We start from the raw sequence: 26,847 nt of genomic DNA on the forward strand, positions 1-26,847 counted from the left end.
AAGGTAATTACGATACGACAGGTAGCGTTATGAAAGCAGAACCTTCGGCCGTTGACAAGGGGTCCGGCGCCGGACGGCCCCGTGATACCCGCATTGACGGTGCCATATTGCAGGCTGCCGCGGAACTGGTTGTCGAAGTCGGATATTCGAATCTGAGCCTGGCCGCCGTCGCCGAGCGCGCCGGGACGACCAAGACCGCGCTGTACCGCCGGTGGCCCAGTAAAGCCGAACTGGTGCACGAGGCCGCATTCTCAGTACCCCCGAGTGCGGTGACGACGCCGCCGGGCGATGTGTCCGGCGACCTGAAGGCCATGATGGCCGGCGCGCGTGACGCCTTCACCAACCCGGTGGTGCGGGCCGCCCTGCCGGGCCTGATCGCCGATATGGCCCGCAACGCCGAGTTGACCGAGCGCATCCTGGAACGCTTCCAGGGCCTGTTCGAGGTGATGCGGCACTGGGTGGCCGATTCGGTGAGCCGCGGCAATGCGCGAAACGATGTCGACCCCGACCGACTCGTCGAAATTATCGGCGGTGCAACGTTGCTGGCCATGATGCTGCGCCCCGACGACGACCTCGACGACGACTGGGTGCGGCGGATCGCTGACATCATCGCCCACGGTGTGATGGCATAGACCCATGGCTGAGCCGTTCGGGCCCGCCGGGCCGCAGCCCTTCCCGCAAGACTGGGCGTCGCTGCTGGTGTTGGTGCCGCACCCCGACGATCCGGAATACGGCATCGCCGCCGCGGTGGCGAAGTGGACCGCCGCAGGCAAGACGGTCCGCTACGCCCTGGCCAGCAGTGGGGAAGCGGGCATCGCCGGCCTGGAGCCGCAGCAGGCCGGGCCACTGCGCGAGGATGAGCAACGGCGAGCGGCGGCCATCGTGGGGGTCCCTGACGTCGAATTCTGGGGCTTCCCGGACAGCAACATCCTTAACACGCCGGAGTTGCGCGCCAAGATTGCGTCGGTGATCGCCGAGGCGCGACCCGACGTGGTGGTGACGATCTACGGCGGTGCCGAGTTCGGGCCGGGCATGCCTAACCAGCGCGACCACATTGAATTCGCCGCCGCGGTCACCGATGCCTGGGACACCCTGACGGACAAGCCGCGCTGGCTCTTCCAAGGCGGCCCGGGACCCACCCACGTCGAGGACGTGGCCGGCTACCTCGACATCGCGACAGAGTCCCTGGCCGCCCACGAGGTCTACCTGTCGGTTCTCGACCCGGCCACGCCGGTGCATGAGCAGGCGCGCAAGGTGGTCGACATGACGACCTCGGCTCATCCCGGTCACCGAGTGGCGGGGTTCCGTCTGCAGCGAAGCGCCGTCGCATGACCGGAACCACGGCGCCGCTGCGTATCGGTGTGCTCGGAGCGGCGCGGATCACCCCGGATGCACTGCTCAAACCGGCCGCCGCCAACCCGGAAGTCGTGGTGAGCGCGGTAGCCGCACGCGACATCGGCCGGGCTGGTGCGTTTGCCGCCAAACATGGCATCGCCCGGGTGCACGACAACTACAACGCGCTGATCGCCGACCCCGAGGTCGATGCCATCTACAACCCGCTACCGAACCACCTGCACGGCAGATGGACCCGCGCCGCACTGGACGCCGGCAAGCACGTGCTGTGCGAGAAGCCATTCACCGCCAACGCCGAGGAAGCGCGGGCGATCGCCGCGGCGGCCGCGCGAACCGATCGGGTGGTGATGGAGGCGTTCCACTACCGCTACCACCCGATGACCGCCCGCATCGAAGAGATCATCGCCTCGGGCGAACTGGGACAGCTGCGGCAGGTGGACACCGCGCTGAGCTTTCCGCTGCCCCGCTTCTCCGACATCCGCTATCACTACGCGCTGGCCGGTGGGGCGTTGATGGACGCCGGCTGCTACGCGGTGCACATGGCCCGCACCTTCGGCGGAGCCACCCCGGAAGTCGTTTCCGCGCAGGCGAAGTTGCGCGATCCACTCGTTGATCGGGCCATGACGGCGCAGCTGCGGTTCCCCGCCGGACACCGCGGGACCATCCGCTGCTCGCTGTGGTCATCGAACCTACTGCAGATCAGCGCCCGGGTGATCGGCGAGCACGGCGAGCTGCGGGCGCTCAACCCGCTGATGCCTCAGTACTTCCACCGGTTGCGGGTCAGCTCGCCGAAGGGCAAGCGCGTCGAGCGTTTCACCCACCGGGCGTCGTATGCCTACCAGCTCGACGCGTTCGCCGACTCCGTGTTGCGTGGCGTGCCGGTGCGCACCACCCCGGAGGACGCGATCGAGAACATGACCGTTGTCGACGCGATCTACACCGCTGCCGGCCTTCCGCTGAGGCAGCCGGGCTGAGCTGTCAGGCCTGGTGGCCCGGTACGAGATCGTCGACGTCCGAAAGCGTCAGCAGGTCCTCGCCGCCCTGGGCGGCATATCCGGCCACGGGATCCAACAGGTAGCCCATATGGTCGCCGAGGTCCATCCGGCGCAGTGTCTTGCCGACGAACCATGCCGGCGCATCGTCGAGGATCGGCATTCCCGCGGGACCGCTGTGCCAGCAGCAGCGCTCGAATTTGTCGATGTCGTCGCCGGTCTGGCCGCCGAACAGCCGGGCCAGCTCGATATCGCGGCGCGCCAGGACGTGAACGGCCAAGTGTTCGGCCTCGGCTGCCACCTCGAAGGTGTGGTTGCGCTTGGACATTCCCACCAGAAACCTCGGCGGTTCGATGCTGGTCTGGGTGGCGAACCCGACCAGGCAACCCGACGCGCGCTCGTCGGTGGCCGTGGTCACCACGAACATGGTGTAGTCCAGCATTGAGACCAGCTGCTGAAATGACTCGTCGTGCATCTGTCCATGATGTACCAGCAGCGCGACGGCCACACCGCGATTACTGCGCGAATTGCGTTGCGGCGTCCACCAAATCCAGCAGCGGCTGCGGCAGCACGCCTAATAGCACGGTGATCGCGGCGCACAGCGCGATGGCCGCCTTGCTCCACACGCTGGGCAGCACCAGGTGCGGCGGGTCGGCGGGGGAGTCGGTGAAGAACATCAGCACGATCACCCGAACGTAGAAGTAGGCGGCGACACCGCTGGCGATCACACCGACCACCACCAGTGGTGCCGCGCCGCCCTCGGCGGCGGCCTTGAACACCGCGAACTTGCTGATGAACCCACTGGTCAAGGGGATACCGGCGAACGCCAGCAGGAACATCGAAAACAATAGGCCCACAACGGGATAACGCCGGCCCAGACCGGCCCACCGGGACATGTCGAGTTCCTCTTCGCCGCTGGAGCTGCGGATCAGGTTCACCACGGCGAAGGCGCCCACCGTGGAGAAGCTGTAGGCGACCAGATAGAACAGCGTCGCGGAAATACCGGCCGGGATCGCGGACAGCACCCCGGTCAGCACAAAGCCGGCATGAGCGATCGAGGAGTAGGCCAGCATCCGCTTGACCTCAGTCTGGGTGATCGCTGCCATGGTGGCGACCACCATGGTCAGTACCGCGATCAGCCACAGCAGCGGGCGCCAGTGGTCATGCAGCGCAGGCAGTGCGACGTAGAGAATCCGCAGCATCGCCCCGAATGCGGCGACCTTGGTGGCGGCCGCCATGAACCCGGTGATCGGCGTCGGCGCCCCGACGTAGACGTCGGGAACCCACGAATGGAACGGCACCGCGCCGACTTTGAAGAACAACCCCACCAGCAGCAGCCCGGCGCCGATCAGCGCCAGCGGGTCGCTGCTGTGGGCGAACAACTGCTCGCCGATATCCGGCAGCGTCAGCGTCCCGGTGGCACCGTAGAGCAATGCGGCGCCGAACAGGAACAGCGCCGAGGAGAACGCGCCCAGCAGAAAGTACTTCAGCGCCGCTTCCTGCGAGAGCAGACGGCGGTAGCGGGCCAGCCCGCACAGTAGATACAGCGGCAGTGACAGCACTTCCAGCGCCACGAACATGGTGACCAGGTCGTTGGCGGCGGGAAACACCATCATGCCGCCGACCGCCAGCACGGTCAGCGGGAACACCTCGGTCTGGGTCACCCCGGCACGCGCCGCGTCGAGTTCGGCGACGCTATCGGGGACCGCGGACGCCTGTGGAGTGAACGCGTCCAGACCCGCATGTGCGGGGGCGGCGGGTGCCGTCGCCGCGCCCGGACCTTCAGGAACGCCCGCACCGATGTTGCGCTCGGAGATGAACAGCACGGCCATGATCCCGACCAGCACGATGGTGCCCTGCAGCACCAGCGCCGGCCGGTCGACGGCCACCGCGCCCATTGCCGCGATGCGGCCACCGGTCGGCAGGTCCCGGCCCACCGCGACGATGGCGGCGAACGCGGCGGCCAAACCGCCGACAGCGAGCAGCACCTGCATCACGTAGCGCGCCCGGCGCGAAATGAACGCCTCGAAGAGCACGCCGGTCACCGCGGTGCCGAAGACGATCAGCAGCGGCAGCAGAAGGCTGTATTCGACGGATGGGATTGGCATGCCCGCCATGGTCAATGCGCCCCCTCAGCGGTCAGCGGTGCCGGATCGGTCTGACCGATCGTGGTCAAGGTGTGCTCGACGCCCGGATTGATGATGTCCAGCGCGGGTTTGGGGTAGAAGCCGAGGAACAGCAGCAGCGCGATCAACGGTGTGACGACCAGCAACTCCCGCGGCACCAGATCGCGGATGCGTTCGTTGCCCTCGGTGACCGGGCCGGTCATCACTCGCTGATACAGCCACAGCATGTAGATCGACGACAGCACCAGCGCCGTGGAACCGACGGCCGCCGCCACCCAGTACCGGTTGAAGGTGCCGATCAAGACCAGGAACTCGCTGATGAACGGGGCCAGACCGGGCAGCGACAGGGTGGCCATCGCGGCGACCATGAAGGTGCCGGCCATCACCGGCGCTACCTTCTGCACGCCGCCGTAGTCCGAAATCGCCCGGGCGCCGTCGCGCCGGGCGACCAAGAACCCGGCGATCAGGAACAGTGCCGCCGTGGACAAGCCGTGGTTGAGCATGTACAGCGTCGAACCGCTCTGGCCTTGGCTGGTCATCACGAAGATGCCCAGAATGATGAACCCGAAGTGCGAGATCGAGGTGTAGGCGATCAACCGCATCATGTCGCGCTGGCCGATTGCCACCATGGCGCCGTAGACCACGCCGATGACCGCCAGCACGATGATGACCGGACGGAAATACGTTGAGGCGTCCGGGAATAGCTGCAGGCAGTACCGCAGCATCCCGAACGTTCCTACTTTGTCCATCACCGCCATCATCAGCACCGCGGTCGCCGGAGTGGACTCCACCGCTGCGTCGGGCAGCCACCGGTGCAGCGGCCACAGCGGGGCCTTGACCGCGAAGGCGAACATGAACCCGGCGAACAGCAGCTTGAGTACGCCCGGATCCACGGTGGTGGTCGCCGGGGAGAAGATCGAGACCAGTTCGCGGAAGTCGAAGGTGCCGCCGGAGACGCCTTCTCCGGTGCTCACCACGTAGACCCCGATCACCGCGGCCAGCATGATCAGACCGCCGAACAGGTTGTACAGCAGGAACTTCAGGGCCGCTTGGGAACGCTTGGCGCCGTTCCCGAATCCGCCGATCATGAAGTACATCGGGATCAGCATCGCTTCGAAGAACACATAGAACAGCAGCACGTCCAGCGAGACCAGCGAGATCAGCACCATCGCCTCGACGGTCAGCGTCAGCGCGGCGAATGCGTGCGGGCCTCGGCTCCGTACCCCCTCGCCGTCGTTCCAGCCGGCCAGCATCAGCAACGGCACCAGCCCGGCGGTCAACAACGCCAGGATCACCGCGATACCGTCCACCCCGAGCGTGTAGCTCGCCCCGAACGCCGGTATCCAGGAGTGCGATTCGACGAACTGGTAGGGCGCGGCCACCGGAGTCGTGTCGAAGCCCACGGTGACCACGATCGCCACCGCCAGCGTGGCAAGGCTCACCAGCAGGCCGGTCCACTTCGCCAGTGCGGCAAGCCGGGCCGGCAACACGATGACCAATCCGGCACCGACCAGCGGTACCAGCCACAGCAGGCTCAGCCAGGGCAGGTTGTTGTTCACAGCTGCACCGCCAGCACGACCGCGACGACCAGGACCGTACCGGCCAGCATCGTCAGCGCGTAGGAGCGCACGAACCCGGTCTGCAGGCGCCGCACCAGGTATGACGCGATCGCCACCAGCCCGGCCGTCATGTTGACCGAGCCGTCCACCACCCGGTCGTCGACGCCGACCAGGGCTTGTGCCAGTCGGTTACCCGGACGCATGAGCACCTCCTCGTTGAAGGCATCGCCGTAGAGATACTTGCGGGCCGCCACCGTCAGCGCCGACACGTCGGTGGGCGCGGTGATCGGTATCGGCTTGCGGCCGTACATGTTGTAGGCCACCGCAACACCGAACAGGACAACGCCCAGGGTGACCGCACCGGTGAGCCAGGCCGGGATGGCGTGCGCGTGCTCGGCAACCGGTGCCACTCGGGTGACCACCGGCTCCAGCCAGTGCTCCAGGCGCCCGCCGATGGCCAGCGCGGCGCCGGCGAACACGGCGCCCAGAGCCAGCACGATCATCGGCCAGGTCATCACCCGAGGGGATTCGTGCGGGTGCTGCAGCGCCCGCTCGGCACTCACCTCGCTCTCGTCGGCGGCCCAGCGGCGCTCGCCGCCGAACGTCATCAGCATCACCCGGGTCATGTAGAAGGCGGTGATGCCGGCGCCCAGGATCGCGACGGCCCCCAACACCCAGCCGCGGGTGCCGCCAGAGGCCAATGCGGCCTCGATGATGGCGTCCTTGGACCAGTAGCCGGCGAACGGAGGTACCCCGATGATCGCCAGGTAACACAGCCCGAACGTCGCGAACGTCACCGGCATGAAGCTGCGCAGGGCGCCGTAGCGGCGCATGTCCTGTTCGTCGTTCATCCCGTGCATCACCGACCCCGAGCCCAGGAACAGCCCGGCCTTGAAGAAGCCGTGGGTGAGCAGGTGCATGATCGCCACCGCGTAGCCCGCCGGGCCTAGGCCCGCGGCCAACACCATGTACCCGATCTGGCTCACCGTGGAGGCGGCGAGCGCCCGCTTGATGTCGTCGTTGGCGCAGCCGATGATCGCACCGAACAGCAGCGTGACGGCACCCACCACCACCACCGCGAGCCGGGCGTCGGGGGACAGGTCGAACACCGGGCCGGACCGCACGATCAGGTAGACCCCGGCGGTCACCATGGTGGCGGCGTGGATCAACGCCGACACCGGGGTGGGGCCCTCCATGGCGTCGAACAACCAGGCCTGCAGCGGAACCTGCGCGGATTTGGCGCACGCTCCCACCAGCAGCAGCAACCCGATGGCGGTGGTCAGCCCGCTGGGACCGGCGTCGCCGACCGCGCCGAACAGTCCGTCGAAGGACAGCGTGCCGAAGCCGGCGAACATGACGAACGTCGCCAGCGCGAGGCCGATGTCGCCGACCCGGTTGGACACGAACGCCTTCTTGCCGGCCGCGGCCGCCACCGGCTTGGCGTACCAGAATCCGATCAGCAGGTAGGAGGCCAGACCGACGCCTTCCCAGCCGACGTAGAGGCCCAGGTAGTTGTCGGCCACGACCAGCAGCAGCATTGCCGCGACGAACAGGTTCAGGTAAGCGAAGAACCGTCGGCGGTCGGGGTCGTGCTTCATGTAGCCGGTCGAGTAGATGTGGATCAGCGAGCCGACGCCACTGATCAGCAACACGAAGCAGATCGACAGCTGATCGATCAGCACCCCGAAGTCGACCTGCAGGGCACCGACCGGCACCCAGCTGAACAGGTGCGTGTGAATCGCCCGGGCCTCGCCGTCGCGGCCCAGCATGTCGGCCAGCAGCGCCAGCCCGATCCCGAATGAGCCGAGCACCGTGGCGCAGGCCAACAGGTGTCCCCACCGGTCGGTTCGGCGCCCGCCGAGCAGCAGGATCAGCGCGCCGGCCGCCGGCAGGGCCACCAGCAGCCAGCTCAGCTGACTCAGATTCGTCATAGAGCTCCCCAACTCCCTAGCCGCGCAGTAGGTTCGCGTCGTCGACCGAGGCGGATCGCCGGGCCCGGAAGATCGTCATGATGATGGCCAGGCCGATCACCACCTCGCAGGCGGCGACCACCATGGTGAAGAACGCCACCATCTGGCCGTCCAGCTGCGAGTGCAGCCGGGCGAACGTGACGAACGCCAGGTTGGCGGCGTTGAGCATCAGCTCGACGCACATGAACATCACCAGCGCGTTGCGCCGCAACAACACTCCGGTCGCGCCGATAGTGAACAGCATCGCCGACAAGTACAGGTAGTTTTCTGGATTCACTGGCCCGATTCCTCCCCGTTGGTCGTGTCGGCGTGTGCCGCGTTCCCCGTCGCACCGACCCAGCGGTGCGTCAAGGTGTCCGACACCGACAACTCGGAGTAGCTCCCGTCGGGCAAGCGCGCGGCGATGTCGACAGCGTTGTGGCGGGCGTACACCCCGGGCGTCGGCAGCGGGGTGGCCCGCCGGCCGGATTGGAAGCGCTGGATGGACAGCTCCCGCTGCGTCATTCGCGGCTGCAGCCGCTCGCGGTGCGTCAGCACCATGGCGGCGAGCACCGCGGTGATCAGCAATGCGCTGGTGAGCTCGAATGCCCACAGGTAGCGAGTGAAGATCAGTGCCGCCAGTCCCTCGACGTTGTGCTGGCTCAGGTCCGCCGTGCCGGTGCCGGTGGCGGCCGGCGCGCCGATGTTGCGCAGGTGCGTTGTCGCGCCGCCGATCCCGGCGATCAGCAACATCCCGAAGCCGATCCCGGCGAGCGTGGCGGCGACCCGCTGGCCGCGCAGAGTCTCCACCAGGGACTCGGTGGAGTCGACACCGATCAGCATCATCACGAACAGGAACAGCATCATCACCGCGCCGGTGTAGACGACGATCTGCACCACGCCCAGGAACATGGCGTCCTGGACGAAGTAGAACACCGCCAGGATCAGCATTGTCATCGCCAGAAACAGTGCCGAGTACACCGCCTTGGCGGCGGTGACGACGCCGATGGCGCCGACCAGGGCGATGGCGCCCAGAATCCAGAACGCCACCGCCTCCCCGGTGGAGGTGGCCACGACGATGTCGGCGGCGAGCAGCGTGGCGCCCATCAGGCTTTGCCCTGCTTCACCCGGTCGAGCATCACGAACAGATCCGGGTCGGCATCGAGCCCGGCCGGGCTGACTCTGCCCAGGTAGTAGTCTTTTTCGGTCGCGCCGGGCGGCATTGCGTGCGGCGGTGCGACCATGTCGGGTTCCAGCGGCGCCAGCAGCTGGTCGCGTTCCCAGATCAGCTCGGCGCGGTTGTCGGCGGCCATCTCGTAGTTGTTGGTCATGGTCAGCGCACGGGTCGGGCAGGCCTCGATGCACAGTCCGCACCCGATGCAGCGCAGGTAGTTGATCTGGTAGACCCGTCCGTAGCGCTCACCCGGGGAGAAGCGTTCCTCGTCGGTGTTGTCGGCGGCCTCCACATAGATGGCGTCGGCCGGACAGGCCCACGCGCACAATTCGCAGCCGATACACTTCTCCAGCCCATCGGGATGCCGGTTGAGTTGGTGCCGGCCGTGGTAACGCGGCGCCGTCGGCTTCTTGCGTTCGGGGTAGCCGTCGTTGATCGGCCGCTTGAACATCGTCTTCCAGGTGACGCCGAACCCGGCCAGGGCGTCTCGCAGACTAGCCATTGACGTCCTCCTTGATCCGCGATGGATTGCGTTGCGGCAGCGGTGGTGTCGGGAATGATCCTTCGGAACTTACGACCGGCGCCGGCGACGTCGATTCATCGAGGCGGCTGTTCAACGCGCTGAATTTGCGGTGCAGCACCAGTAGCAGCACCACCGTGGTCAGCGTGCTGATGCCGGCCAGCGCCGGCTGCCAGTGCTCGTAGCCGTTGTTACGCAGGCTGCGCATCCCCGCGGCGACCAGCACCCAGGACAGCGCTACTGGAATCAGGATCTTCCAGCCCAGTGCCATGAACTGGTCGTAGCGCAGCCGGGGCAGCGTGCCCCGCAGCCAGATGTAGACGAAGATAAAGCCCCACAGCTTGAGGGTGAACCACAGCAGTGGCCACCAGCCGGTGTTGGCGGCCGGCCACATGTTGAACGGGAACGGCGCGTGCCATCCGCCGAGGAACAGCGTGACGGCGACGGCCGAAACCGTGGTCATGTTGATGTATTCGGCGAGGAAGAACAGCGCGAACTTCAGCGACGAGTATTCGGTGTGGAAGCCGCCGACCAGCTCGCCTTCGGCCTCGGGCAGGTCGAACGGCGCCCGGTTGGTCTCACCGACCATCGCGGTCAGATAGACCAGGAACGATGGCATCAGCAGGAAGGCGAACCAGGCCCGATCCTGGGCCGCCACGATGCCCGAGGTCGCCATCGTCCCGGCATAGAGGAACACCGACGCGAACGCCAGGCCCATCGCGACCTCGTAAGAAATCACCTGGGCAGTGGAACGGATTCCGCCGAGCAGAGGATAGGCCGACCCGGACGACCAACCTGCCAGGACGATCCCATACACCCCGATTGAGGACATCGCCAGGATGAATAGGACCGAGATCGGCAGGTCGGCCAGCTGCAGGGCGGTGTGGTGGCCGAAGATGCTGACCTCCGGGCCGAGCGGGATCACGGCGAACGCGGTGATCGCCGGCACCGTCGAAATGACCGGGGCCATCACGTAAATCGCGCGGTCGACGTTGAAGGGGGTGATGTCCTCCTTGAGTGCCAGTTTGATCGCATCGGCCAGGCTCTGCAGCCACCCCTTGGGCCCGACCCGGTTGGGTCCGGGCCGCATCTGCATGCGGCCCACGACTTTTCGTTCGATGACGATCGCCAGGACGACCGTCAGAATCAAGAACACGAAGACGCCCAGCACCTTGGCCAGCATCAACCACCACGGATCGGTCATGATCTGCGTCCAATCTGTACCGTCGCGCCGAGGGTGACCCCCAGATCCCGGTGCACCGCGCAGCCGTGCGAATTCATCGGCAGCCACACCACACTGTCCGGCATCTCGGTGATGACCAGCGGCAAGGTGATGCTGCCGTGGTCAGTGCTGACCGTGACCGGTTCACCTTCAGCCACACCGATATCGGCGGCCGTCGTCGCCGACAGGCGCGCCACCGGTTTGCGGGCGGTGCCGGCCAGGTTCGGTTCGCCGGCTTGCATCCGCCCCTCGTCCAGCAACATCCGCCAGCCGGCCAGCACGGCTTCGCCGGTGCCGGGCTGCGATGGTGAACCCGCGGCGACGTCGGGGTCGGCGACTCGCGCGCCGGACCACACACCCAGCCCTGCCAGCTCGTCGCGCGCCGCTTCCAGCGTCGCCAGACCCAGCGCGACGCCCATCTCCTCGGCGAGGACGTCGAGCACCCGTCGGTCGGGCAGGGCCCCGGTGTCACCGAGTGCGACGCCGAACCGCCGGTGGCGGCCCTCCCAGTTGACGTACGTGCCCGACTTCTCGGCCGCGGCAGCCACCGGCAACACCACATCGGCGCGCTCGGTGACTTCACTGTGCCGCAACTCGAGGCTGACCAGGAATCCGACCGCGTCCAGGGCGGCCAGTGCGGCCGCCGGGTCGGCCAAGTCGGTCGGTTCCACCCCGCCGACCAGCAGTGCTTCCAACGTCCCGTCGGCTGCGGCCGCCAGGATGGCGTCGGTGTCGCGCCCGGCCTGCGCCGGCAACTCGTCCGGGCTCTCGAGACCCCACACCTGCGCCACCTCGGCCCGCGCCGCCGGATCACCCAGCGGACGTCCACCGGGCAGCAGGCCGGCCAGCGCCCCGCCATCCAGTGCACCGCGCTCCCCGGCACGGCGTGGCACCCAGGCCAGCTTCGCGCCGGTGGCTTCGGCCAGCCGGACCGCGGCCGACAGTGCTCCCGGCGTGGCCGCCAGGCGCTCGCCGACCAGCACCACCGCGCCCGGCTGGCGCAGCAGCTGCCCGACATCACCGTCATGCAAGCCGTCCAGCGCCGCGGCCTCGCCGCCGGGCACGACCGCCAGCAGGGTGCCGAACATCTTGGTCAGCCCGCGATCGGCGAACGGCGCCAGGCTGAACACCTTGGTGGCGTTCTTGCGGGCCGCCTTGCGCAGCCGCAGGAAGACCATCGGTGCTTCTTCCTCGGGCTCCAGGCCGGCCAGCAGCACCACCGGTGCGGCCTGCAGATCGGCGTAGCTGACCTCGATTCCACGCCCGGCCACTCGGGCCGCCAGGAACGCGGTCTCCTCGGCCGACTGAGCGCGTGCCCGGAAGTCGATGTCATCGCTACGCAGCGCCACCCGGGCGAACTTGGCGTAACCGTAGGCGTCCTCGGCAGATGCCCGGCCGCCGACCAGCACGCCGGTGCGCCCATGCGCGGCGGCCAGGCCGCGCGCCGCCACCGCCGCCGCGTGCGGCCAGGAGGTCGGGACCAATTCGCCGGCGTCGTTGCGAACCAGCGGTGTGGTGATCCGGTCGCCCTGGGTGGCGTAGGTGAACGCCCAGCGGCCCTTGTCGCAGTTCCATTCCTCGTTGACGTCCGGGTCTTCGCCGGCCATGCGTCGCAGCACCTTGCCGCGCCGGTGGTCGGTGCGTTCGGCGCAGCCGCCGGCGCAGTGCTCGCAGACGGTGGGTGTGGACACCAGGTCGAACGGGCGGGCCCGGAACCGGTAGGAGGCACCGGTGAGCGCCCCCACCGGGCAGATCTGCACGGTGTTACCCGAGAAGTAGGAGTCGAATGGTGTGTCGGTGTAGATGCCGACTTGCTGCAGGGCGCCGCGATCCATCATCTCGATGAGCTTGTCCCCGGCGATCTCGTTGGCGAACCGGGTGCAGCGTGCACACAAGATGCAGCGGTCCCGGTCAAGGAGCACCTGCGAGGAGATGTTGATCGGCTTGGGGTAGTGGCGCTTTTCCTCTTCGAAGCGAGTCTCGGTGCGGCCGTGCGACATCGCCTGGTTCTGCAGCGGGCACTCACCGCCCTTGTCGCAGGTCGGGCAGTCCAGCGGGTGGTTGATCAGCAGCAGTTCCATCACCAGGTGCTGGGCACGATCGGCTTCGGGGGAGGTGTGCTGGGTGCGCACCACCATGCCGTCGGCGGCGGCCACCGCGCACGACGGCTGCGGCTTGCGCTGGCCTTCCACCTCGACCATGCACTGCCGGCACCAGGCCACCGGGTCCAGCAGTGGGTGGTCACAGAACCGCGGCACCTCGATGCCCAACTGCTCGGCAGCCCGAATGATCAAGGTGCCCTTGGGAACCGTGATCTGTTGGTCGTCGATGGTGAGCGTCACCGACTCCTGGCCGTCCGGCTGAGAAGTTTGAGTCACGCCACACCGCCGTTGGATCCACCTGGCACGAACATGCTCGCTTTCGGGTCGAACGGGCAGCCGCCCTCGAGGTGGGCGATGTATTCGTCGCGGAAGTACTGGATCGACGACTTCACCGGCATGGCCGCGCCATCACCCAAGGCACAGAAGGACTTTCCGAACAGGACGTCGGCGATATCTAGCAAGGTGTCGAGGTCTTCCGGGGTGCCGCGGCCGGATTCCAGTCGTTCGTAGATGGGCACCAGCCAGTAGGTGCCTTCACGACAGGGCGTGCACTTGCCGCAGGACTCGTGCTTGTAGAACTCTGACCAGCGCCCGGCCGCCCGCACCACGCAGGTGGTCTCGTCGAAGATCTGTAATGCCTTGGTGCCCAGCATCGATCCCACTGATGCCATGCCCTCGTAGTCCAATGGGATGTCGAGGTGTTCTTCAGTCAGGATCGGGGTGGACGATCCGCCCGGCGTCCAGAACTTCAGCCGATGTCCGTCGCGTACCCCGCCGGCATAGCCGAGCAGTTCGCGCAGTGTGATGCCCAGCGGCGCTTCGTACTGGCCGGGCCGGTTGACGTGCCCGGACAGCGAATACAGGGTGAACCCGCGGGATTTCTCGGTGCCCATGGACCGGAACCACTCCGGGCCGTTGCGCAGGATCGACGGCACACTGGCGATCGATTCGACATTGTTGACCACCGTCGGTGACGCGTACAACCCGGCCACCGCGGGGAACGGCGGGCGGGGCCGCGGCTGGCCCCGATAGCCCTCCAACGATTCGATCAGTGCGGTCTCCTCACCGCAGATGTAGGCGCCTGCCCCGGCGTGCACGGTGATGTCCAGGTCGAAGCCGCTGCCGCCGATGTCGGTGCCCAGCAGCCCCGCCGCATACGCCTCGGCGACCGCGGCCTGCAGCCGACGCACTACCGGCAGCACCTCGCCGCGAATGTAGATGAAGGCGTGGCGGGCGCGGATCGCGTAGCAGCACACGATCATGCCTTCGATGAGCACATGCGGTGTGGCCAGCAGCAGCGGCATGTCCTTGCAGGTGCCGGGCTCGGACTCGTCGGCATTGACCAAGAGATAGTGGGGCTTTGCCGCTGCCCCTTCGTCGCCCTGGGGGACAAAGGACCACTTGGTTCCGGTGGAGAACCCGGCGCCGCCTCGACCACGCAACCCAGAGTCCTTGACCAGTTCGATGACCTCGTCGGGCGTCATCGCCAGCGCGCGCTTCATCCCGACGTAGCCGTCGTGGCGGCGGTAGGTCTCCAGCGTCCACGACTCGGGTTCGTCCCAGTAGCTACTGAGCACCGGGGTCAGCGGTGTGCCCTTGGCAAGTGTCATTTCGCGCCCCCGCTGGTGTTGCTGCCGGGCTCCGGTGCGCTCATTCCGTGCTCGCGGGCCACCAATAGGCCGGCCAGCGTCGCCGGGCCGACGCCGCCTTGGCCGTCGTCGGAGCGTTCGTCGGGGAAGCCGGCGAGAATCCGTTCGGTGGCGGCGAAACTGCACAGCGGCATCCCGCGGGTGGGCCGCACCTCGGTGTCGTCGCGCAGCTTGTCGACCAGTTCGCGGGCCGATTCCGGGGTCTGGTTGTCGAAGAACTCCCAGTTGACCATCACCACCGGCGCGTAGTCGCAGGCGGCGTTGCACTCGATGTGCTGCAGGGTGACCGATCCGTCCGGGGTGGTCTGATCGTTGCCGACCCCCAAGTGCTCCTTGAGGCCCTCGTAGATGGCGTCGCCGCCCATCACCGCGCACAGCGTGTTGGTGCAGACGCCGACCAGGTAGTTGCCGGTGGGATCACGCCGGTACATCGAATAGAACGACGCGACGCCGGCGACGTCGGCGCTGGTCAGGCCCAGCAGCTCCGCGACGAACGACAGGCCGGCCGGGGTGACGTAGGAGTCCTGCGATTGCACCAGGTGAAGCAGCGGCAGGATCGCCGAGCGCGGCTGCGGGTAGCGGCCGATGATCTCCTTGGCGTCGGCCTGCAGCCGGGCTTGCACGTCGGGGGAGTAGCTGGTCGGCGCGCCGGGGTGATTGAACTGATTGGGCTCTTCGGGTTGGCGGCCCAGCTGCAGAAAGACCCGCCTGCCGTCGGTCCCGGCGGTCGGCGGCATCAACCGGCCGCGCCCGGTCTTGTTGACGCCGACCTTGTCGATCTCGCCGCCCGGCGCGCTCACCGGTCCACCCCGCCCATGACCGGGTCGATGCTGGCGACCGCGGCGATCACGTCGGCGATCAGCCCGCCCTCGCTCATGGCGGCCACTGCCTGCAGGTTGGTAAACGACGGATCCCGGTAGTGCACCCGGTAGGGGCGGGTACCGCCGTCTGAGACCAAGTGCCGCTGATCGCCGACGTGATCGCCGCGGTCGCCAGCATCGACCGAGACGAACACCTGCCCCGGTGGCACCCACAGATCCTCGGTGACCCGCTTGAAGTGGTGGATCAGACCTTCCATCGAGTGGCCCATGATCCAGCCGATGTGCTCGCGGGAGTTGCCCTGCCCGTCCGGGCCGATGGTCAGGTCGCCCGGCCAGGCGATCTTGCGGTCGGCGACCATCACCGGCTCTCCGTGCAGCTTGGCCAACTTCTCTACACACTGTTCGACGATTTTCAGGGACTCCTTGATCTCTGCGATGCGGATCAGGTAGCGGCCGTAGGCATCACAGCCGTCATCGGTGATCACATCGAACTCGTAGTCCTGGTAGCCGCAGTAGGGCTCCGCACGGCGCACGTCATAGGGCAGGCCCGTCGAGCGCAGCACCGGACCGGTAATGCCCAGAGCCATGCACCCGGTCAGGTCCAGATAGCCCACGCCCTTAGTGCGGGCCTTCCAGATGTAGTTCTCGGTGAGCAGGTCCTCGATGTCCTTGAGCCGCTTAGGCATCAGCTTGAGGAAGTCGCGAATCATCGGGACCGCCTCGTCGGGCAGATCGACCGATACCCCTCCGGGCCGGACGTACTGGTGATTCATCCGCAGACCGGTGATCGCCTCGAAGATATCGAGCACCAGTTCCCGTTCCCGGAAACCGAACAGCATCACCGAGAGCGCGCCGAGCTCCATGCCACCGGTCGCGAGCGCGACCAGGTGCGAGGACATCCGGTTGAGCTCCATCATCAAAACCCGGATGACGCTGGCGCGCTCGGGGATGTCGTCGGTGATGCCGAGCAGCTTCTCCACACCGAGGCAGTAGGCGGTCTCGTTGTAGAACGGCGCCAGGTAGTCCATCCGGGTCACGAACGTGACGCCCTGGGTCCAGTAGCGGCTCTCCAGGTTCTTCTCGATGCCGGTGTGCAGATAGCCGATGCCGCAACGAGCTTCGGTCACAGTCTCGCCCTCGAGCTCGAGGATCAGTCGCAGCACGCCGTGTGTCGACGGGTGCTGGGGTCCCATGTTGACGACGATGCGTTCGCCGGGGTCAGCGGCCTTGGCGGCCTCGACCACCTGATCCCATTCCTGCCCACCGACGTTGAGGACGGTGTGCGGCGTGTCGGTGCTCATTACTTGTAAGCCCTCCGCTGGTCCGGCGGCGGTATCTGTGCGCCCTTGTACTCGACCGGGATGCCGCCCAATGGATAGTCTTTGCGCTGCGGGTGACCATGCCAGTCGTCGGGCATCTCGATTCGGGTCAGCGAGGGGTGGCCGTCGAAGATGATCCCGAAGAAGTCGTAGGTCTCCCGTTCATGCCAGTCGGTGGTGGGGTAGATCGCGAACAGTGACGGAATGTGTGGATCCGCATCGGGGGCAGCGACTTCCAAACGGACGCGGCGGTTGTGGGTGATGGATCGTAGCGGATATACCGCGTGCAACTCGCGGTCGGCGTCGCCGGGGTAGTGCACACCGGAGACCCCGAGGCTCAGTTCGAAGCGCAGCGCCGGCTCGTCCCGCAGCAACTGGGCCACTGCCGGCAGCTGCGCGCGGGGGACGTAGAGGGTCAGTTCGTCGCGGTACACCACGACTTTCTCGATGGCGTCGGCGAATTCGATCCCGTTGCGCTGCAGGGCCGCGGCGAGGGTGTCGACCAGATCGTCGAAGTAGCCGCCGTAGGGCCGTGGGGTCTCGCCGGGGAGGGCGGCCTCGGTCACCAGGCGCCCGTATCCGGACGTGTCGCCGGTGCCCGTCGCGCCGAAAAGGCCGTGGCGGACCTTGATTACGTCTTCGGGTCCGTTTCGGTCCTCACCGCTTGCCTCGCTCACCGCAGCAACCCCCTCAGCTCCCAGGTGGACGGGGCCGACAGAGCGGCCTCCTCGGTCGCGGTGATCACCTGTTCCCGGTTGGCGCCCAAGGGCATCGAGCGAATCTTCTCGTGCAGCTTGAGGATTGCGTACATCAGCATCTCCGGCCGGGGCGGACAACCGGGCAGGTAGATGTCGACCGGGACGACATGGTCCACGCCCTGCACGATTGCGTAGTTGTTGAACATTCCGCCCGACGATGCGCACACGCCCATCGACAGCACCCACTTGGGCTCCACCATCTGGTCGTAGATCTGGCGCAGCACCGGTGCCATTTTCTGGCTGACCCGGCCCGCCACGATCATCAGATCGGCCTGGCGCGGTGAGGCCCGGAAAACCTCCATCCCGAATCGGGACAGGTCGTAGTCGGGGGCCATCGTCGACATCATCTCGATCGCGCAACAGGCCAGGCCGAAGGTCGCCGGCCACAGTGACCCGGTGCGGAAATACCCGGCCAGATCTTCCACGGTGGACAGCAGGAGTCCGCTCGGCAGCTGCTCTTCTAATCCCATGTCTAAGCCCGCCTACTCCCACTCAATCCCAATTCAGACCGCCGCGCCGCCAGACATAGGCGTAGGCGACGAACACGATGACGGCGAACAGCACCATTTCGATGAGGGCGAACACTCCGAGCCCGTCGAAGGCAACTGCCCAGGGGTAGAGAAAAACGATCTCGATGTCGAAGACGATGAACAGCATCGCGGTCAGGTAGTACTTCACCGGGAATCGCTGCCCGGGCGGGGAGTGCGGCCCGCTGACCGGCTGGTCGGTGGGCTCGATGCCGCACTCGTAGGCTTCTAGTTTCGACCGGTTGTAGCGTGAGGGGCCCACCAGGGCGGTGGCGACAACGGAAAATACGGCGAAACCGGCGGCTAGCGCGGCGAGGACCAGGATCGGCAGGTAGAGGTTCATGCTCAGTGACGTAGTTCCCTTCCGGGCGCCGATGTGACTTCAGGCACAGCCTAGTCTGCTGTCACGGGGCGGTTGGGAAGAATCCGAAATTGCCGACAACTGTGACGGGCATCACCTGTAGCGGTAACGGCGACAGGGGAATTCGTCTCTGAGGCTGCCCTAACTAGCGGGCTGGCCGCGCAGCAGACCCAGCACCGCGTGGCTCAATTCCATCGGGTCAATCGGGTGGGCCACCGCGGCGTCGGCGTGTGACCATTTGGCCAGCCAGACGTCGTCGGCGCGGCCGGTCAGCACCACGATCGGCGGGCACGGCGTGATCTCGTCCTTGAGCTGTTTGCAGATGCCCATCCCGCCGGCGGGGGCCGCCTCCCCGTCCAAGATGGCCAGGTCGATTCCACCGGCATCCATCTGCCGGATCACCACCGGTTCGGTGGCGACCTCGACGTAACTCAGCTCAGGTAGGTCCGGGTGCAGCTGCTTGCCCAACGCAGTCGTAACCCGGGCACGGGTCGCGGCGTCGTCACTGTAGACAAGGATTCGCAGCGCGGCATTGGAGTCGGACACGGTCCAGATGCTACTGCGCAGGTCCAGCCGATACATCGGGTTTGGAGCAGCACCGTCGAAGTGATTGTCGCGCAGGAACTCTAGGAGCTATTGGGCGTATCCCGGATGGTCGATCGCCAGCCGATGCTCCACCAACGTGTACAGGCAGGCGGTGAGCGCCTCGGGCCGGTCGTCGAGATCTCCGGCCCGGATGGCGGCGGCCAGCTCTGTCTCATCGGCGAACCCCAGGCTGGCCAGTGCCTCGGCGACGACGCCGCCGGTGGTGTCGCGTAACTCCCGTTCGACGATACGCAGCGCGTTGGCGGCCACCCGGGCATGGAAGCGGACTTGGCCGTCGGTGACGGCATCGCTGTCGCGGTTGACCAGCGCCGTGTCCAGGAATTCGGTGACCGCGGCAACGAGTTCGGCCGCGGTGGGGCGGCGGGCCGCGGCGCTCATGGCTGGCTGCGCTGATGGCCCGCCTCCTCCGCCCGTCGCTGCGCTCCGCACGTCGTCGCCGGGTGCGTCGAGCATGCGCAATAGGTCCCACTCGGTTTCGGAGACCCGCCGGCCGATGGTCGCCAGTTCCACCGAACGGGTTTGGCCGCTCAGGTGACGCTGCGCCTGATAGCGGCAGATGATGCCCCACCGCAGCGTGCCCAACAGCAGCCACCAGTCGAATCGATCCCGATCGACGGCGCAGCCGCCGCTGGCCTGCTCATAGGCGGCCAGGAGAGCGTCGATTCCGCCGAGCCCACCGGCGGCACGCTCGAGCGGCGCGCCGAACCGCCAGGCCCGCAGACAGAACCAGGCCAGGTCCTCGAGGCCGTCACCGAGGTGCACCAGCTCCCAATCCAGCACCGCGGCCAGGTCACCGCTGTGCGAGACCATGAGGTTGCCCATCCGAAAATCGCCGTGGACCAGCTGAGCCGGCACCGGCGGCGGACGATCGGCGGCCAGGCGCCGCAGCGCCCACTCGAAGACAGCGGTGGTATCGGGCAGCGCATCGAGCTGGGTGCGGCAGGCGGATAGCTGGTCGTCGGCACTGAGCGCGACACCACCCGGGTCGGCCCGATGGATCGCAGCCAGCGCCTGCGCGCACTGGCGCAGCAGCCGTTCGCGTCCGGCATCATCGAGCTGGCGCTCGATGCGGCGAACCACCGTCTCGCCGTCGATCAAATCGCAGATCAGGTACGGATTCCCCAGTGCTGCAGCGGAATTATCGGCCACCAGCACGTGCGGAACCGGAGCGCCGGCCTGGCCTGCGGCGCGCTGGGCATGCGCCTCGAGCTCCATGCTGGCATGAAGCTCCTCGGTCGGCCCGGTGCGCAAAATCAGCGCCCGGCGCCGGCCCGTGCCCGTGACGGCATCGAAAGCCCAGGTGACCCGGCTGGCTCCGCCGGTCAGGGCGCGCAGGCCCTCGACCGCGACGGGGCCCAACACCGGCCTCAGCACATCGGCCAGCCGGTCGGCGAGCTGATCGGCGCGCGCACCCGGTTTCATGGCCGCCTATCGAACCCGAACAGTCGCTGCGCGACCCGGCGGATCTGGATCTCCTCGGCGCCCTCGGTGATCCGGTACCGGCGGTGGTGTCGATAGATGTGCTCGAACTGCTCGTGGCGGGTGTAGCCGATTCCGCCGTGGATCTGGATCGCGCGGTCGGCGGCCTCGCACACCAGTCGGTTGGCGCGGTAGTTGGCCATCGACACCTTGTCGGAGACCTCCAGGTGGTGGTCGCGGTCCAGATGCCAGGCCGCATAGTTCACTAGCAGTCGCACCATCTGCGCTTCGGTCTGCAATTCGGCCAGCGGCCACTGCACCGCCTGGTTGACCGACAGCGGCTTGCCGAAGACGATGCGTTGCCGGGCATATTCGGCGGCGCGATCGATGCAGTACTGCGCCGCGCCCAGGCTGGAGGCGGCCTGGCGAATCCGGTTCTCGTGCAGGAAGGTCTGCGCCACGTCCAATCCACCGTCGACTTCGCCGAGCACCGCATCAGCGGGCACCCGCACGTTGCGCAGTTCCACTTCGCCGTGGTCGGTGGGCATGTTGAAGGTCCACCAGTAGAACGGGATGGTGAATCCCGGTGTGTCGGTGGGCACCAGGAACGCGGTGATGCCGCGAGCCGAGCCCGCCTCGCCGGACGTGCGGGCGAACACCAAGTCGTGGGTGGCCCGATGTACTCCGGTGTTGAACCGCTTGGCGCCGTTGATCACCCAGGTGTCACCGTCGAGTTCGGCGCGGGTTTCCAGCCAGGTCGCATCCGAACCGTGGTCCGGTTCGGTCAGGCCGAAGGCCATCGACCGCTCGCCGGTGATCATGGCCTGGGAGAACTCGCGGCGCTGCTCGTCGGTGCCGAACCGTTCCATCATGATCACCTGCGGGAAATTCCCGACGATCGAAGACTCGTCCTGCAGATCGTTGTGCAGGCCGAGGCCCTTGTGCGCCAGGTGTTCCCGAATCACCGCCATGTCGACGTTGGTTCCGTCCCGGCCGCCCAGGGAGGCCGGTAGTCCGTACCGCAGCCAGCCGGCGGCATCAGCGCGACGGCGCATTTCCTCAAGCAGATCTTCCCACTCGCGTCGCGGGATACCGCCGCGTTCCACGTCGGTGCGGGCGAACTCGCGCCGGTGGTCGAAATACTGCTTGTGCTCGGCCTGCAGCGGTGCGATCTCTCGCTCGATGAAGTCGTCCATCTCGGCGAGCACCCCGGGGAGGTGTTCGGGCAGTGTGAAATCCATGGCGTTTCCTTCAGTTATCGGCGGTTTAATGGCCGTACAGGGTCTTCCGCCAGATCGTCGACAGCGTTTCGACGGCGTCGCTGTCACTGATCTGCCATCCCGGCCCTGACGGGCCGACGAACACGACGGTGAAGTTCTCGAACAGCAGCGCGATGGCCGCCGCGATGTGGTCGGGGTCGAGCTCGCGGCCATAGCCCTGCTGCTGTGCGCGTCGTACTGAGGCGGCGACGATCTCCATGCCGAATCGACGGAACTCGTTCTGCAGCGCGGCGAAGCGTTCGCTGGTTGCCGCTAGCTGCGCGACTGCGATCATGACGCCGATGTTCGGTTTGAACATGGCCCAATAGGCACTGACCACCGATGAGAAGAACTCGGTGTCCTCCGGGGACTCCGGCAGCCGCATCTTGAGTCCGGACGGTTCTACCACCTGGGTGAGAAACGACTCGGCCAACGCGGCCAGCAGTTCTTCCTTGTCGCGGAAATACCGGTACAGCACCGCCGTGGACTTTCCGGCGGACGACGTGATGTCGGCCAGTGTGGTGCCGTGGAACCCGCGTTCGGCGAACAGTTTTCGGGCGGCCTGTTCGATCGCACCGCGCGTCAGGCGCCCCTTCGAACTGAGCTCACGCTGGGTGGACATCGAGGCGTTCAGACCCGCTTCCGGTCTCCGGCGGCCAGCAGGGCGCTGGGCAGCCCGTGGCCGACGACGGTGCTGGCCACGCCGGCCGCGGCGATGGCGGCATCCAGGTCGATACCGGTGTCGATGCCGCAGTCACCGAGCAGGTAGACCAGGTCTTCGGTGGCGATATTGCCGGTGGCGCCGGGGGCGAACGGACAACCGCCCAGGCCGCCGGCTGAGGCGTCGAGCCGGGTGATTCCCGCCTCGACCGCCGCAAAGGCGCAGGCCAGCCCGGATCCGCGGGTGTTGTGGAAGTGCGCCCCCAGCGGGATGTCGCCGATGATCGGCTGCACCGCCGCGATCAGGTCGGTGACTCGCCGGGGAGTGGCCGTGCCGATGGTGTCGGCGATGGCCAGCCGGTCGACACCGAAAGCTCTTGCCGAGGCAGCGATGTCGGTGACGCGACCGGGATCGGTCGGGCCGTCGAACGGGCAGTCCCATGCTGTGGCGATGATGACCTCTAACGATGCACCGGCATCATGGGCGAGACCGGCGATGTCGGTGATGGCTGCGACTGCCGCCGCCGTGGGGCGCCCGACGTTGGCGGTGCTGAAGGCATCCGAGGCGCACACCACGTACTCGATGGACTTCAGGCCGGCGGCTACCGCCCGGGCGGCGCCACCGGGGCTGGCGACCAGCGCGGAGAACTCCAGTTCGGGGTAGCGCCACAGCTCGGCGGCCAGCTCGGCGGCATCGGCGAGGGCGGGGACTTTGGTCGGGGAGACGAAAGAGGTCACTTCGACCTCGCGAACGCCGGTGGCGGCGATGGCGGCCAGCAGTTCGAGCTTGGCGCTCAACGGGATCGGTGCTTCGATCTGCAGGCCGTCGCGCAGCGCGACCTCGCGGATCGCGACTTGGGTGGGCGGTGTGCTCACAGCACCCCCTCGGTGCGTAGGGTGTCCATCTCCGCGCTGGTCTTGCCGAGCAGGCCGGCGTAGACCTCGTCGTTGTGCTGGCCGGGCCGGGCCGATCCCGCGTTGCGGATGGTGCCCGGGCTCTCCGAGAGCACGGGCATGACACCGGGCCCCAGCACGGTGCGCTCGGCGCCCTCGTCCCAGTGTTCGGCGAGCATGCCGCGTGCCCACAGTTGCGGGTCTTTGACGACCTCGGCGACGGTATTGATGGGCCCGGAGATCACCCCGGCGTCGCTCAGCGTCGCGATGATGGCATCGGGTGCCCGCTGTGCCGCCCATTCGCCGATAATCGCGTCCAACTCGTCCTGATTACGGCCGCGCGCACCGTGATCGGCAAACCGCGGGTCGGTTGTCAGCTCTGGCCGTCCCATGGCTTGGCACAGCCGGGCGAACACGCTGTCCTGGTTTGCGGCGATCACCACCCAGCTGCCGTCGGCCGACTGGTAGATGTACGACGGGGCGATGCCTTCCAGCCGGGTGCCCGACGGCCCGCGGACCACGCCGCCGAGGTCGTAGTCGGGGATGGTGGATTCCTGGATGGCTAAGCAGGATTCGGTGAGGGCGACGTCCACCACCTGGCCCTGGCCGGTGACCGTGCGACGGTAGAGCGCTGCCAGCGCGCCTTGGGCGGCGAACATGCCGGCGAGGCTGTCGCCAAGGGACAGGGCCAGTCGCGGCGGCGGGCCGCCGGGAAAACCGTTCATGTGCCGTAGCCCGCTGGCCGCCTCGGCGACCGAGGCGTAACCGGCCTTGTGGGCATCCGGTCCGGTCTGACCGTAGCCGGAGACCCGCACCAGGATGATGCCCCTATTGCGCTGACGCAGGATGTCAAAGCCCAGGCCCCAGCGCTCCAGCGTGCCGGGGCGGAAGTTCTCCACCACGATGTCGGACTTGTCGATGAGCTCGAGGAACAGCTCGCGGCCGCGCTCGGTACGCAGATCGAGGGTGACGGCCTTCTTGTTGCGGGCGTGCACGGTCCAAAAGAAGTGGTGCCCGTCGAGCTCGGCCTGTCCCCAGGTGCGCAGCGGGTCGGGTTTGCCGGGCAGCTCGATTTTGATGACCTCGGCGCCCATGTCGCCGAGCAGTCGCCCGGCGAACGGCCCGGAGATCAGCGTGCCGAGCTCCAGAACCCGGATGCCGTCCAGCGCACCAGTCGTGTTCATGCCGTCGAGCCTACGAAATCATGCTGGGCCAGCCAATCACTGACGATCGATACGGCCTGTCGCAGGGCGTCACGCTGATCCGGACCGGCGTAATAGTGGTTGGCTCCAGGGATTTCGTGCATCGCCTTGTCGCTGGTGCCGATCGCCTCGAAGAGCCGGCGGGTGTGGCTGGGGGTGCAGGCGTCGTCGGCCATGTTGCCGATCACCAGGGTGGGTACCGCGATGTCGCGGCCGCAGTCCACGCCGTCACCGTGGGCGTCGTCGTAGCTCCACTGCGACAGCCAGCTGCGCAGCGTGCAGAATCGTGCCAACCCGACCGGGCTCATGTTCACCACCGCGGGCTCGCCCAGGTAGCAGCTGCCGGGGGTGCGCTCGTTGGGGTCGACCGCGGGATCCAGCCAGCGTGGGTCGGCCATGGTGCCGTGCACGACGAACCCGAACTCCTGATCGGGCAGGCCGGCCGCGGTGAACTCGGCCAGCTTCGCCTTGACCCAGGCGGTGATCCGGCGATTGCGGTCGATCTGGGCGGCCCGGTAGCGGTCCAGGAATTCCGCGCTGTAGGGCGGTTGGTTGGGGTTGTCCGGGTTGTAGAGGTCCAGTTCCGGGTCGCGTTTGGTCGGGTCGGACTCGTCGAGGATCGAGGCGTCCAGCCATTCGGTCAGCGTGCCGTGGCGACTGATATGGGCAGCCAGCAGCATCACGCCGTCGGCCGGGATCAGGTTCAGCGTGGTCAGGTCGGGGCCGTCACCGGATGGGCTGGCCGTCACCGTCGGGTGCCGGGCCTGCTGTTGGTAGAACAGCGACAGCGAGCCGCCGCCACTCCATCCGGCCAGCACCACCTTGGCATAGCCGAGCCGGTTCTTGGCGTCGGAGATGCACTGGCCGAGGTCTTCGACCACCTTCTCCATCAGCAGCGCCGAGTCGGTGCCGCGAAATCGACTGTTGCAGTAGATGACATGGTGCCCGGCGCGGGCCAGGGCATTGACCATCGGAAGGTAGGCCCCGCCGCCGATCGGGTGCATGAACACCAGCACGGTATCGCTCGGCGCGTCCTTGGGCCGCAGCAGGTAGCTCTCCAACACCACCAGCTCGGCGACCCCGCCGTAGACGTCTCGGACGCCCGAATTGTTTTGGTAGGCAATCAGGTAGGGGATTCGATCGTAGTCGTGCTTGGCGGTCATGCGTGCTGTCCTAGGTCGGCGGCGAGAACTTCGGGGGAGGGGGTGAGGCGGCGTCGGGTGTCGATGGCGATGACCTGCCAGTCCACCCGCTGATAGTCGTCGAATTTGCGGCGCGCCCGCTCGCGGGCCTTCTCCGGCGCGCCATGATGCACGCCTTGCGGGGCATGGCTGAGCAATCCGGGTGGCATCGGTATCCCGTAGAGCGAACCGCCGTGGAAGAACGCGATCTCGTCATAGTCGACATTGCGGTGATACCACGGTGTGCGTTCGGTGCCCGCCACCCCTTCGGCGGGCTTAGGCAGAAAGTTCATCACGTACACCCCGGTGGCCTGCATGAACAGGTGCACCGTCGGCGGCAGGTGCACGCTGTCGGACGTCACTACGTGGTAGTCGGCGATGTTGAACGAGAACGCGAAGTTGTCGCCGCGCCAGCCCTCCACGTCGATCGGATTGTGTTGGTAGTGAAGGGTTGTCGGGCCGCCGTCATGAATGAGCCGGACCTGGTAGCTGTCGCGCCCATCGTCGTCGGTGGGGGCTGGATCCGGGATGACCACCAGGGAGGGGTCGAACGGGAAGTGTCGGCCCAGCGGGCCGGGCGGCGGAACCCGGAACTCGTCGGTGGCCTCGATCATCAGCAGCGTCGTTTCGGCCGCGGGTAGCTGTCGCCAGGTGGTCGACTTGGGCAGATACAGCCAGTCGCCCTCGCGGTAGTGCAGCGGGCCGAATTCGGTCTCCAGCCGCCCACTCCCGGCGTGCACGAAGCAGAGCAGGTCGCCGTCGACGTAGCGGATGTGAAACGGCATCGGGACCGAACGTCGGGACAGCCGGATGCGGCAGTCGGCGTTGCTGAACAGCAGGAGCGGATCGCCGGCGGCGTCGGTGGCGTCGGTTGGCTGCAGGAGTGCGGCCAGTACGTCGACGGGCCGCAGCGGCCCCTCGGCGCGGTAGGCGGTCGGGTCGTTGCGCCGGTACATGTTGGCGGTGCGGCCGGTGAAGCCGCCGCGGCCCAGCTCGTCGTCCTTGAGGCCGTCGAGGTCAGCGTGCAGGCGACGCGGCGTGGTGCCTTTGCGCAGGTGGACGAAGGATTCCATCGGTGACTCCCGGGGATTGGCACTCAAAAAGTAAAAGCAACATTACTTTTTGTTCCGGGTGTCGGCAAGGGGCCGCGAGGGGGCAAGAGCCCGCGAGGGGGCAAGCGCCCGCGAGTGCGTG

At 67.2% G+C, this 26,847-nt stretch carries 26 protein-coding genes; 3 read left to right on the forward strand and 23 right to left on the reverse strand.

Going from position 1 to position 26,847, the window contains the following annotated elements:
• The first annotated feature begins 29 nt into the window (after window positions 1-29).
• From BN4346_RS32525 to BN4346_RS32535, 3 genes are read left to right on the forward strand one after another with little or no spacing between them, the layout of a single operon-like run.
• Window positions 30-632: a TetR/AcrR family transcriptional regulator gene (locus BN4346_RS32525; protein ID WP_067970947.1), complete on the forward strand. Its 603-nt coding sequence runs from the start codon at window positions 30-32 to the stop codon at window positions 630-632.
• 4 nt (window positions 633-636) lie between these two features.
• On the forward strand, window positions 637-1,332 hold the full coding sequence (locus BN4346_RS32530; protein ID WP_067970949.1) for a PIG-L deacetylase family protein: 696 nt from the start codon (window positions 637-639) through the stop codon (window positions 1,330-1,332).
• Complete coding sequence (locus BN4346_RS32535; protein WP_067970952.1) at window positions 1,329-2,327, forward strand: Gfo/Idh/MocA family protein; 999 nt, start codon at window positions 1,329-1,331, stop codon at window positions 2,325-2,327. The genes BN4346_RS32530 and BN4346_RS32535 overlap by 4 nt, the downstream gene beginning before the upstream one ends.
• A gap of 4 nt (window positions 2,328-2,331) precedes the next feature.
• On the opposite strand, the gene BN4346_RS32540 is transcribed toward BN4346_RS32535, so the two are convergent.
• The 23 genes from BN4346_RS32540 to BN4346_RS32650 all read right to left on the reverse strand — a co-directional run bounded on the left by BN4346_RS32540 (window position 2,332) and on the right by BN4346_RS32650 (window position 26,726).
• The gene (locus BN4346_RS32540) at window positions 2,332-2,820 is read right to left on the reverse strand and encodes a flavin reductase family protein (protein ID WP_067971159.1); all 489 of its coding nucleotides are present in this window, start codon (window positions 2,818-2,820) and stop codon (window positions 2,332-2,334) included.
• A gap of 40 nt (window positions 2,821-2,860) precedes the next feature.
• Window positions 2,861-4,462 (reverse strand): NADH-quinone oxidoreductase subunit NuoN, encoded by a 1,602-nt coding sequence (nuoN, locus tag BN4346_RS32545; RefSeq protein ID WP_067970954.1) that lies wholly within the window; start codon window positions 4,460-4,462, stop codon window positions 2,861-2,863.
• Window positions 4,463-4,464: 2 nt separating this feature from the next.
• Window positions 4,465-6,030: an NADH-quinone oxidoreductase subunit M gene (locus BN4346_RS32550; RefSeq protein ID WP_067970956.1), complete on the reverse strand. Its 1,566-nt coding sequence runs from the start codon at window positions 6,028-6,030 to the stop codon at window positions 4,465-4,467.
• Window positions 6,027-7,961 (reverse strand): NADH-quinone oxidoreductase subunit L, encoded by a 1,935-nt coding sequence (nuoL, locus tag BN4346_RS32555; protein WP_067970959.1) that lies wholly within the window; start codon window positions 7,959-7,961, stop codon window positions 6,027-6,029. The genes BN4346_RS32550 and nuoL overlap by 4 nt, the downstream gene beginning before the upstream one ends.
• 16 nt (window positions 7,962-7,977) lie before the next feature.
• Window positions 7,978-8,277, reverse strand: coding sequence for an NADH-quinone oxidoreductase subunit NuoK (nuoK, locus tag BN4346_RS32560; RefSeq protein WP_024442457.1), 300 nt, complete (start codon window positions 8,275-8,277; stop codon window positions 7,978-7,980).
• Complete coding sequence (locus BN4346_RS32565; protein ID WP_067970961.1) at window positions 8,274-9,086, reverse strand: NADH-quinone oxidoreductase subunit J; 813 nt, start codon at window positions 9,084-9,086, stop codon at window positions 8,274-8,276. The genes nuoK and BN4346_RS32565 overlap by 4 nt, the downstream gene beginning before the upstream one ends.
• On the reverse strand, window positions 9,086-9,655 hold the full coding sequence (nuoI, locus tag BN4346_RS32570) for an NADH-quinone oxidoreductase subunit NuoI (protein ID WP_067970963.1): 570 nt from the start codon (window positions 9,653-9,655) through the stop codon (window positions 9,086-9,088). Before nuoI ends, BN4346_RS32565 begins: the two co-directional genes overlap by 1 nt.
• A complete protein-coding gene (nuoH, locus tag BN4346_RS32575; RefSeq protein ID WP_067970965.1) occupies window positions 9,648-10,877 on the reverse strand; it encodes an NADH-quinone oxidoreductase subunit NuoH in 1,230 nt (409 codons plus the stop codon). Before nuoH ends, nuoI begins: the two co-directional genes overlap by 8 nt.
• Window positions 10,874-13,273: an NADH-quinone oxidoreductase subunit G gene (locus BN4346_RS32580; RefSeq protein ID WP_067970967.1), complete on the reverse strand. Its 2,400-nt coding sequence runs from the start codon at window positions 13,271-13,273 to the stop codon at window positions 10,874-10,876. The genes nuoH and BN4346_RS32580 overlap by 4 nt, the downstream gene beginning before the upstream one ends.
• A complete protein-coding gene (nuoF, locus tag BN4346_RS32585) occupies window positions 13,270-14,607 on the reverse strand; it encodes an NADH-quinone oxidoreductase subunit NuoF (protein ID WP_067970969.1) in 1,338 nt (445 codons plus the stop codon). Before nuoF ends, BN4346_RS32580 begins: the two co-directional genes overlap by 4 nt.
• A complete protein-coding gene (nuoE, locus tag BN4346_RS32590) occupies window positions 14,604-15,383 on the reverse strand; it encodes an NADH-quinone oxidoreductase subunit NuoE (RefSeq protein WP_067971162.1) in 780 nt (259 codons plus the stop codon). The genes nuoF and nuoE overlap by 4 nt, the downstream gene beginning before the upstream one ends.
• Before the next feature lie 59 nt (window positions 15,384-15,442).
• Window positions 15,443-16,768 (reverse strand): NADH dehydrogenase (quinone) subunit D, encoded by a 1,326-nt coding sequence (gene nuoD / locus BN4346_RS32595; protein ID WP_067970971.1) that lies wholly within the window; start codon window positions 16,766-16,768, stop codon window positions 15,443-15,445.
• Window positions 16,768-17,463, reverse strand: a complete 696-nt coding sequence (locus tag BN4346_RS32600) for an NADH-quinone oxidoreductase subunit C (protein WP_067970973.1) — start codon at window positions 17,461-17,463, stop codon at window positions 16,768-16,770. The genes nuoD and BN4346_RS32600 overlap by 1 nt, the downstream gene beginning before the upstream one ends.
• The gene (locus BN4346_RS32605; RefSeq protein ID WP_067970975.1) at window positions 17,460-18,014 is read right to left on the reverse strand and encodes a NuoB/complex I 20 kDa subunit family protein; all 555 of its coding nucleotides are present in this window, start codon (window positions 18,012-18,014) and stop codon (window positions 17,460-17,462) included. Before BN4346_RS32605 ends, BN4346_RS32600 begins: the two co-directional genes overlap by 4 nt.
• 22 nt (window positions 18,015-18,036) lie before the next feature.
• Window positions 18,037-18,414 (reverse strand): NADH-quinone oxidoreductase subunit A, encoded by a 378-nt coding sequence (locus BN4346_RS32610; RefSeq protein ID WP_067970977.1) that lies wholly within the window; start codon window positions 18,412-18,414, stop codon window positions 18,037-18,039.
• 159 nt (window positions 18,415-18,573) lie between these two features.
• Window positions 18,574-18,978, reverse strand: a complete 405-nt coding sequence (locus BN4346_RS32615) for an Rv3143 family two-component system response regulator (protein WP_096867662.1) — start codon at window positions 18,976-18,978, stop codon at window positions 18,574-18,576.
• 87 nt (window positions 18,979-19,065) lie between these two features.
• On the reverse strand, window positions 19,066-20,460 hold the full coding sequence (locus tag BN4346_RS32620) for a phosphotransferase family protein (protein WP_067970981.1): 1,395 nt from the start codon (window positions 20,458-20,460) through the stop codon (window positions 19,066-19,068).
• Window positions 20,457-21,698, reverse strand: a complete 1,242-nt coding sequence (locus BN4346_RS32625) for an acyl-CoA dehydrogenase family protein (RefSeq protein WP_067970982.1) — start codon at window positions 21,696-21,698, stop codon at window positions 20,457-20,459. Before BN4346_RS32625 ends, BN4346_RS32620 begins: the two co-directional genes overlap by 4 nt.
• Before the next feature lie 25 nt (window positions 21,699-21,723).
• Window positions 21,724-22,338, reverse strand: coding sequence for a TetR/AcrR family transcriptional regulator (locus BN4346_RS32630; RefSeq protein WP_067970984.1), 615 nt, complete (start codon window positions 22,336-22,338; stop codon window positions 21,724-21,726).
• An 8-nt stretch (window positions 22,339-22,346) separates the two neighbouring features.
• Window positions 22,347-23,252, reverse strand: coding sequence for a hydroxymethylglutaryl-CoA lyase (locus tag BN4346_RS32635; protein WP_067970986.1), 906 nt, complete (start codon window positions 23,250-23,252; stop codon window positions 22,347-22,349).
• Window positions 23,249-24,454, reverse strand: a complete 1,206-nt coding sequence (locus BN4346_RS32640; RefSeq protein WP_067970988.1) for a CaiB/BaiF CoA transferase family protein — start codon at window positions 24,452-24,454, stop codon at window positions 23,249-23,251. Before BN4346_RS32640 ends, BN4346_RS32635 begins: the two co-directional genes overlap by 4 nt.
• Window positions 24,451-25,635, reverse strand: a complete 1,185-nt coding sequence (locus BN4346_RS32645) for an alpha/beta hydrolase family protein (RefSeq protein ID WP_067970990.1) — start codon at window positions 25,633-25,635, stop codon at window positions 24,451-24,453. Before BN4346_RS32645 ends, BN4346_RS32640 begins: the two co-directional genes overlap by 4 nt.
• Window positions 25,632-26,726 (reverse strand): homogentisate 1,2-dioxygenase, encoded by a 1,095-nt coding sequence (locus tag BN4346_RS32650; RefSeq protein WP_067970992.1) that lies wholly within the window; start codon window positions 26,724-26,726, stop codon window positions 25,632-25,634. The genes BN4346_RS32645 and BN4346_RS32650 overlap by 4 nt, the downstream gene beginning before the upstream one ends.
• Between the last annotated feature and the right edge of the window lie 121 nt (window positions 26,727-26,847).

Origin of the sequence: Mycolicibacter icosiumassiliensis (assembly GCF_900078685.2) — a bacterium.
GTDB classification, from domain to species: Bacteria; Actinomycetota; Actinomycetes; order Mycobacteriales; family Mycobacteriaceae; genus Mycobacterium; species Mycobacterium icosiumassiliensis.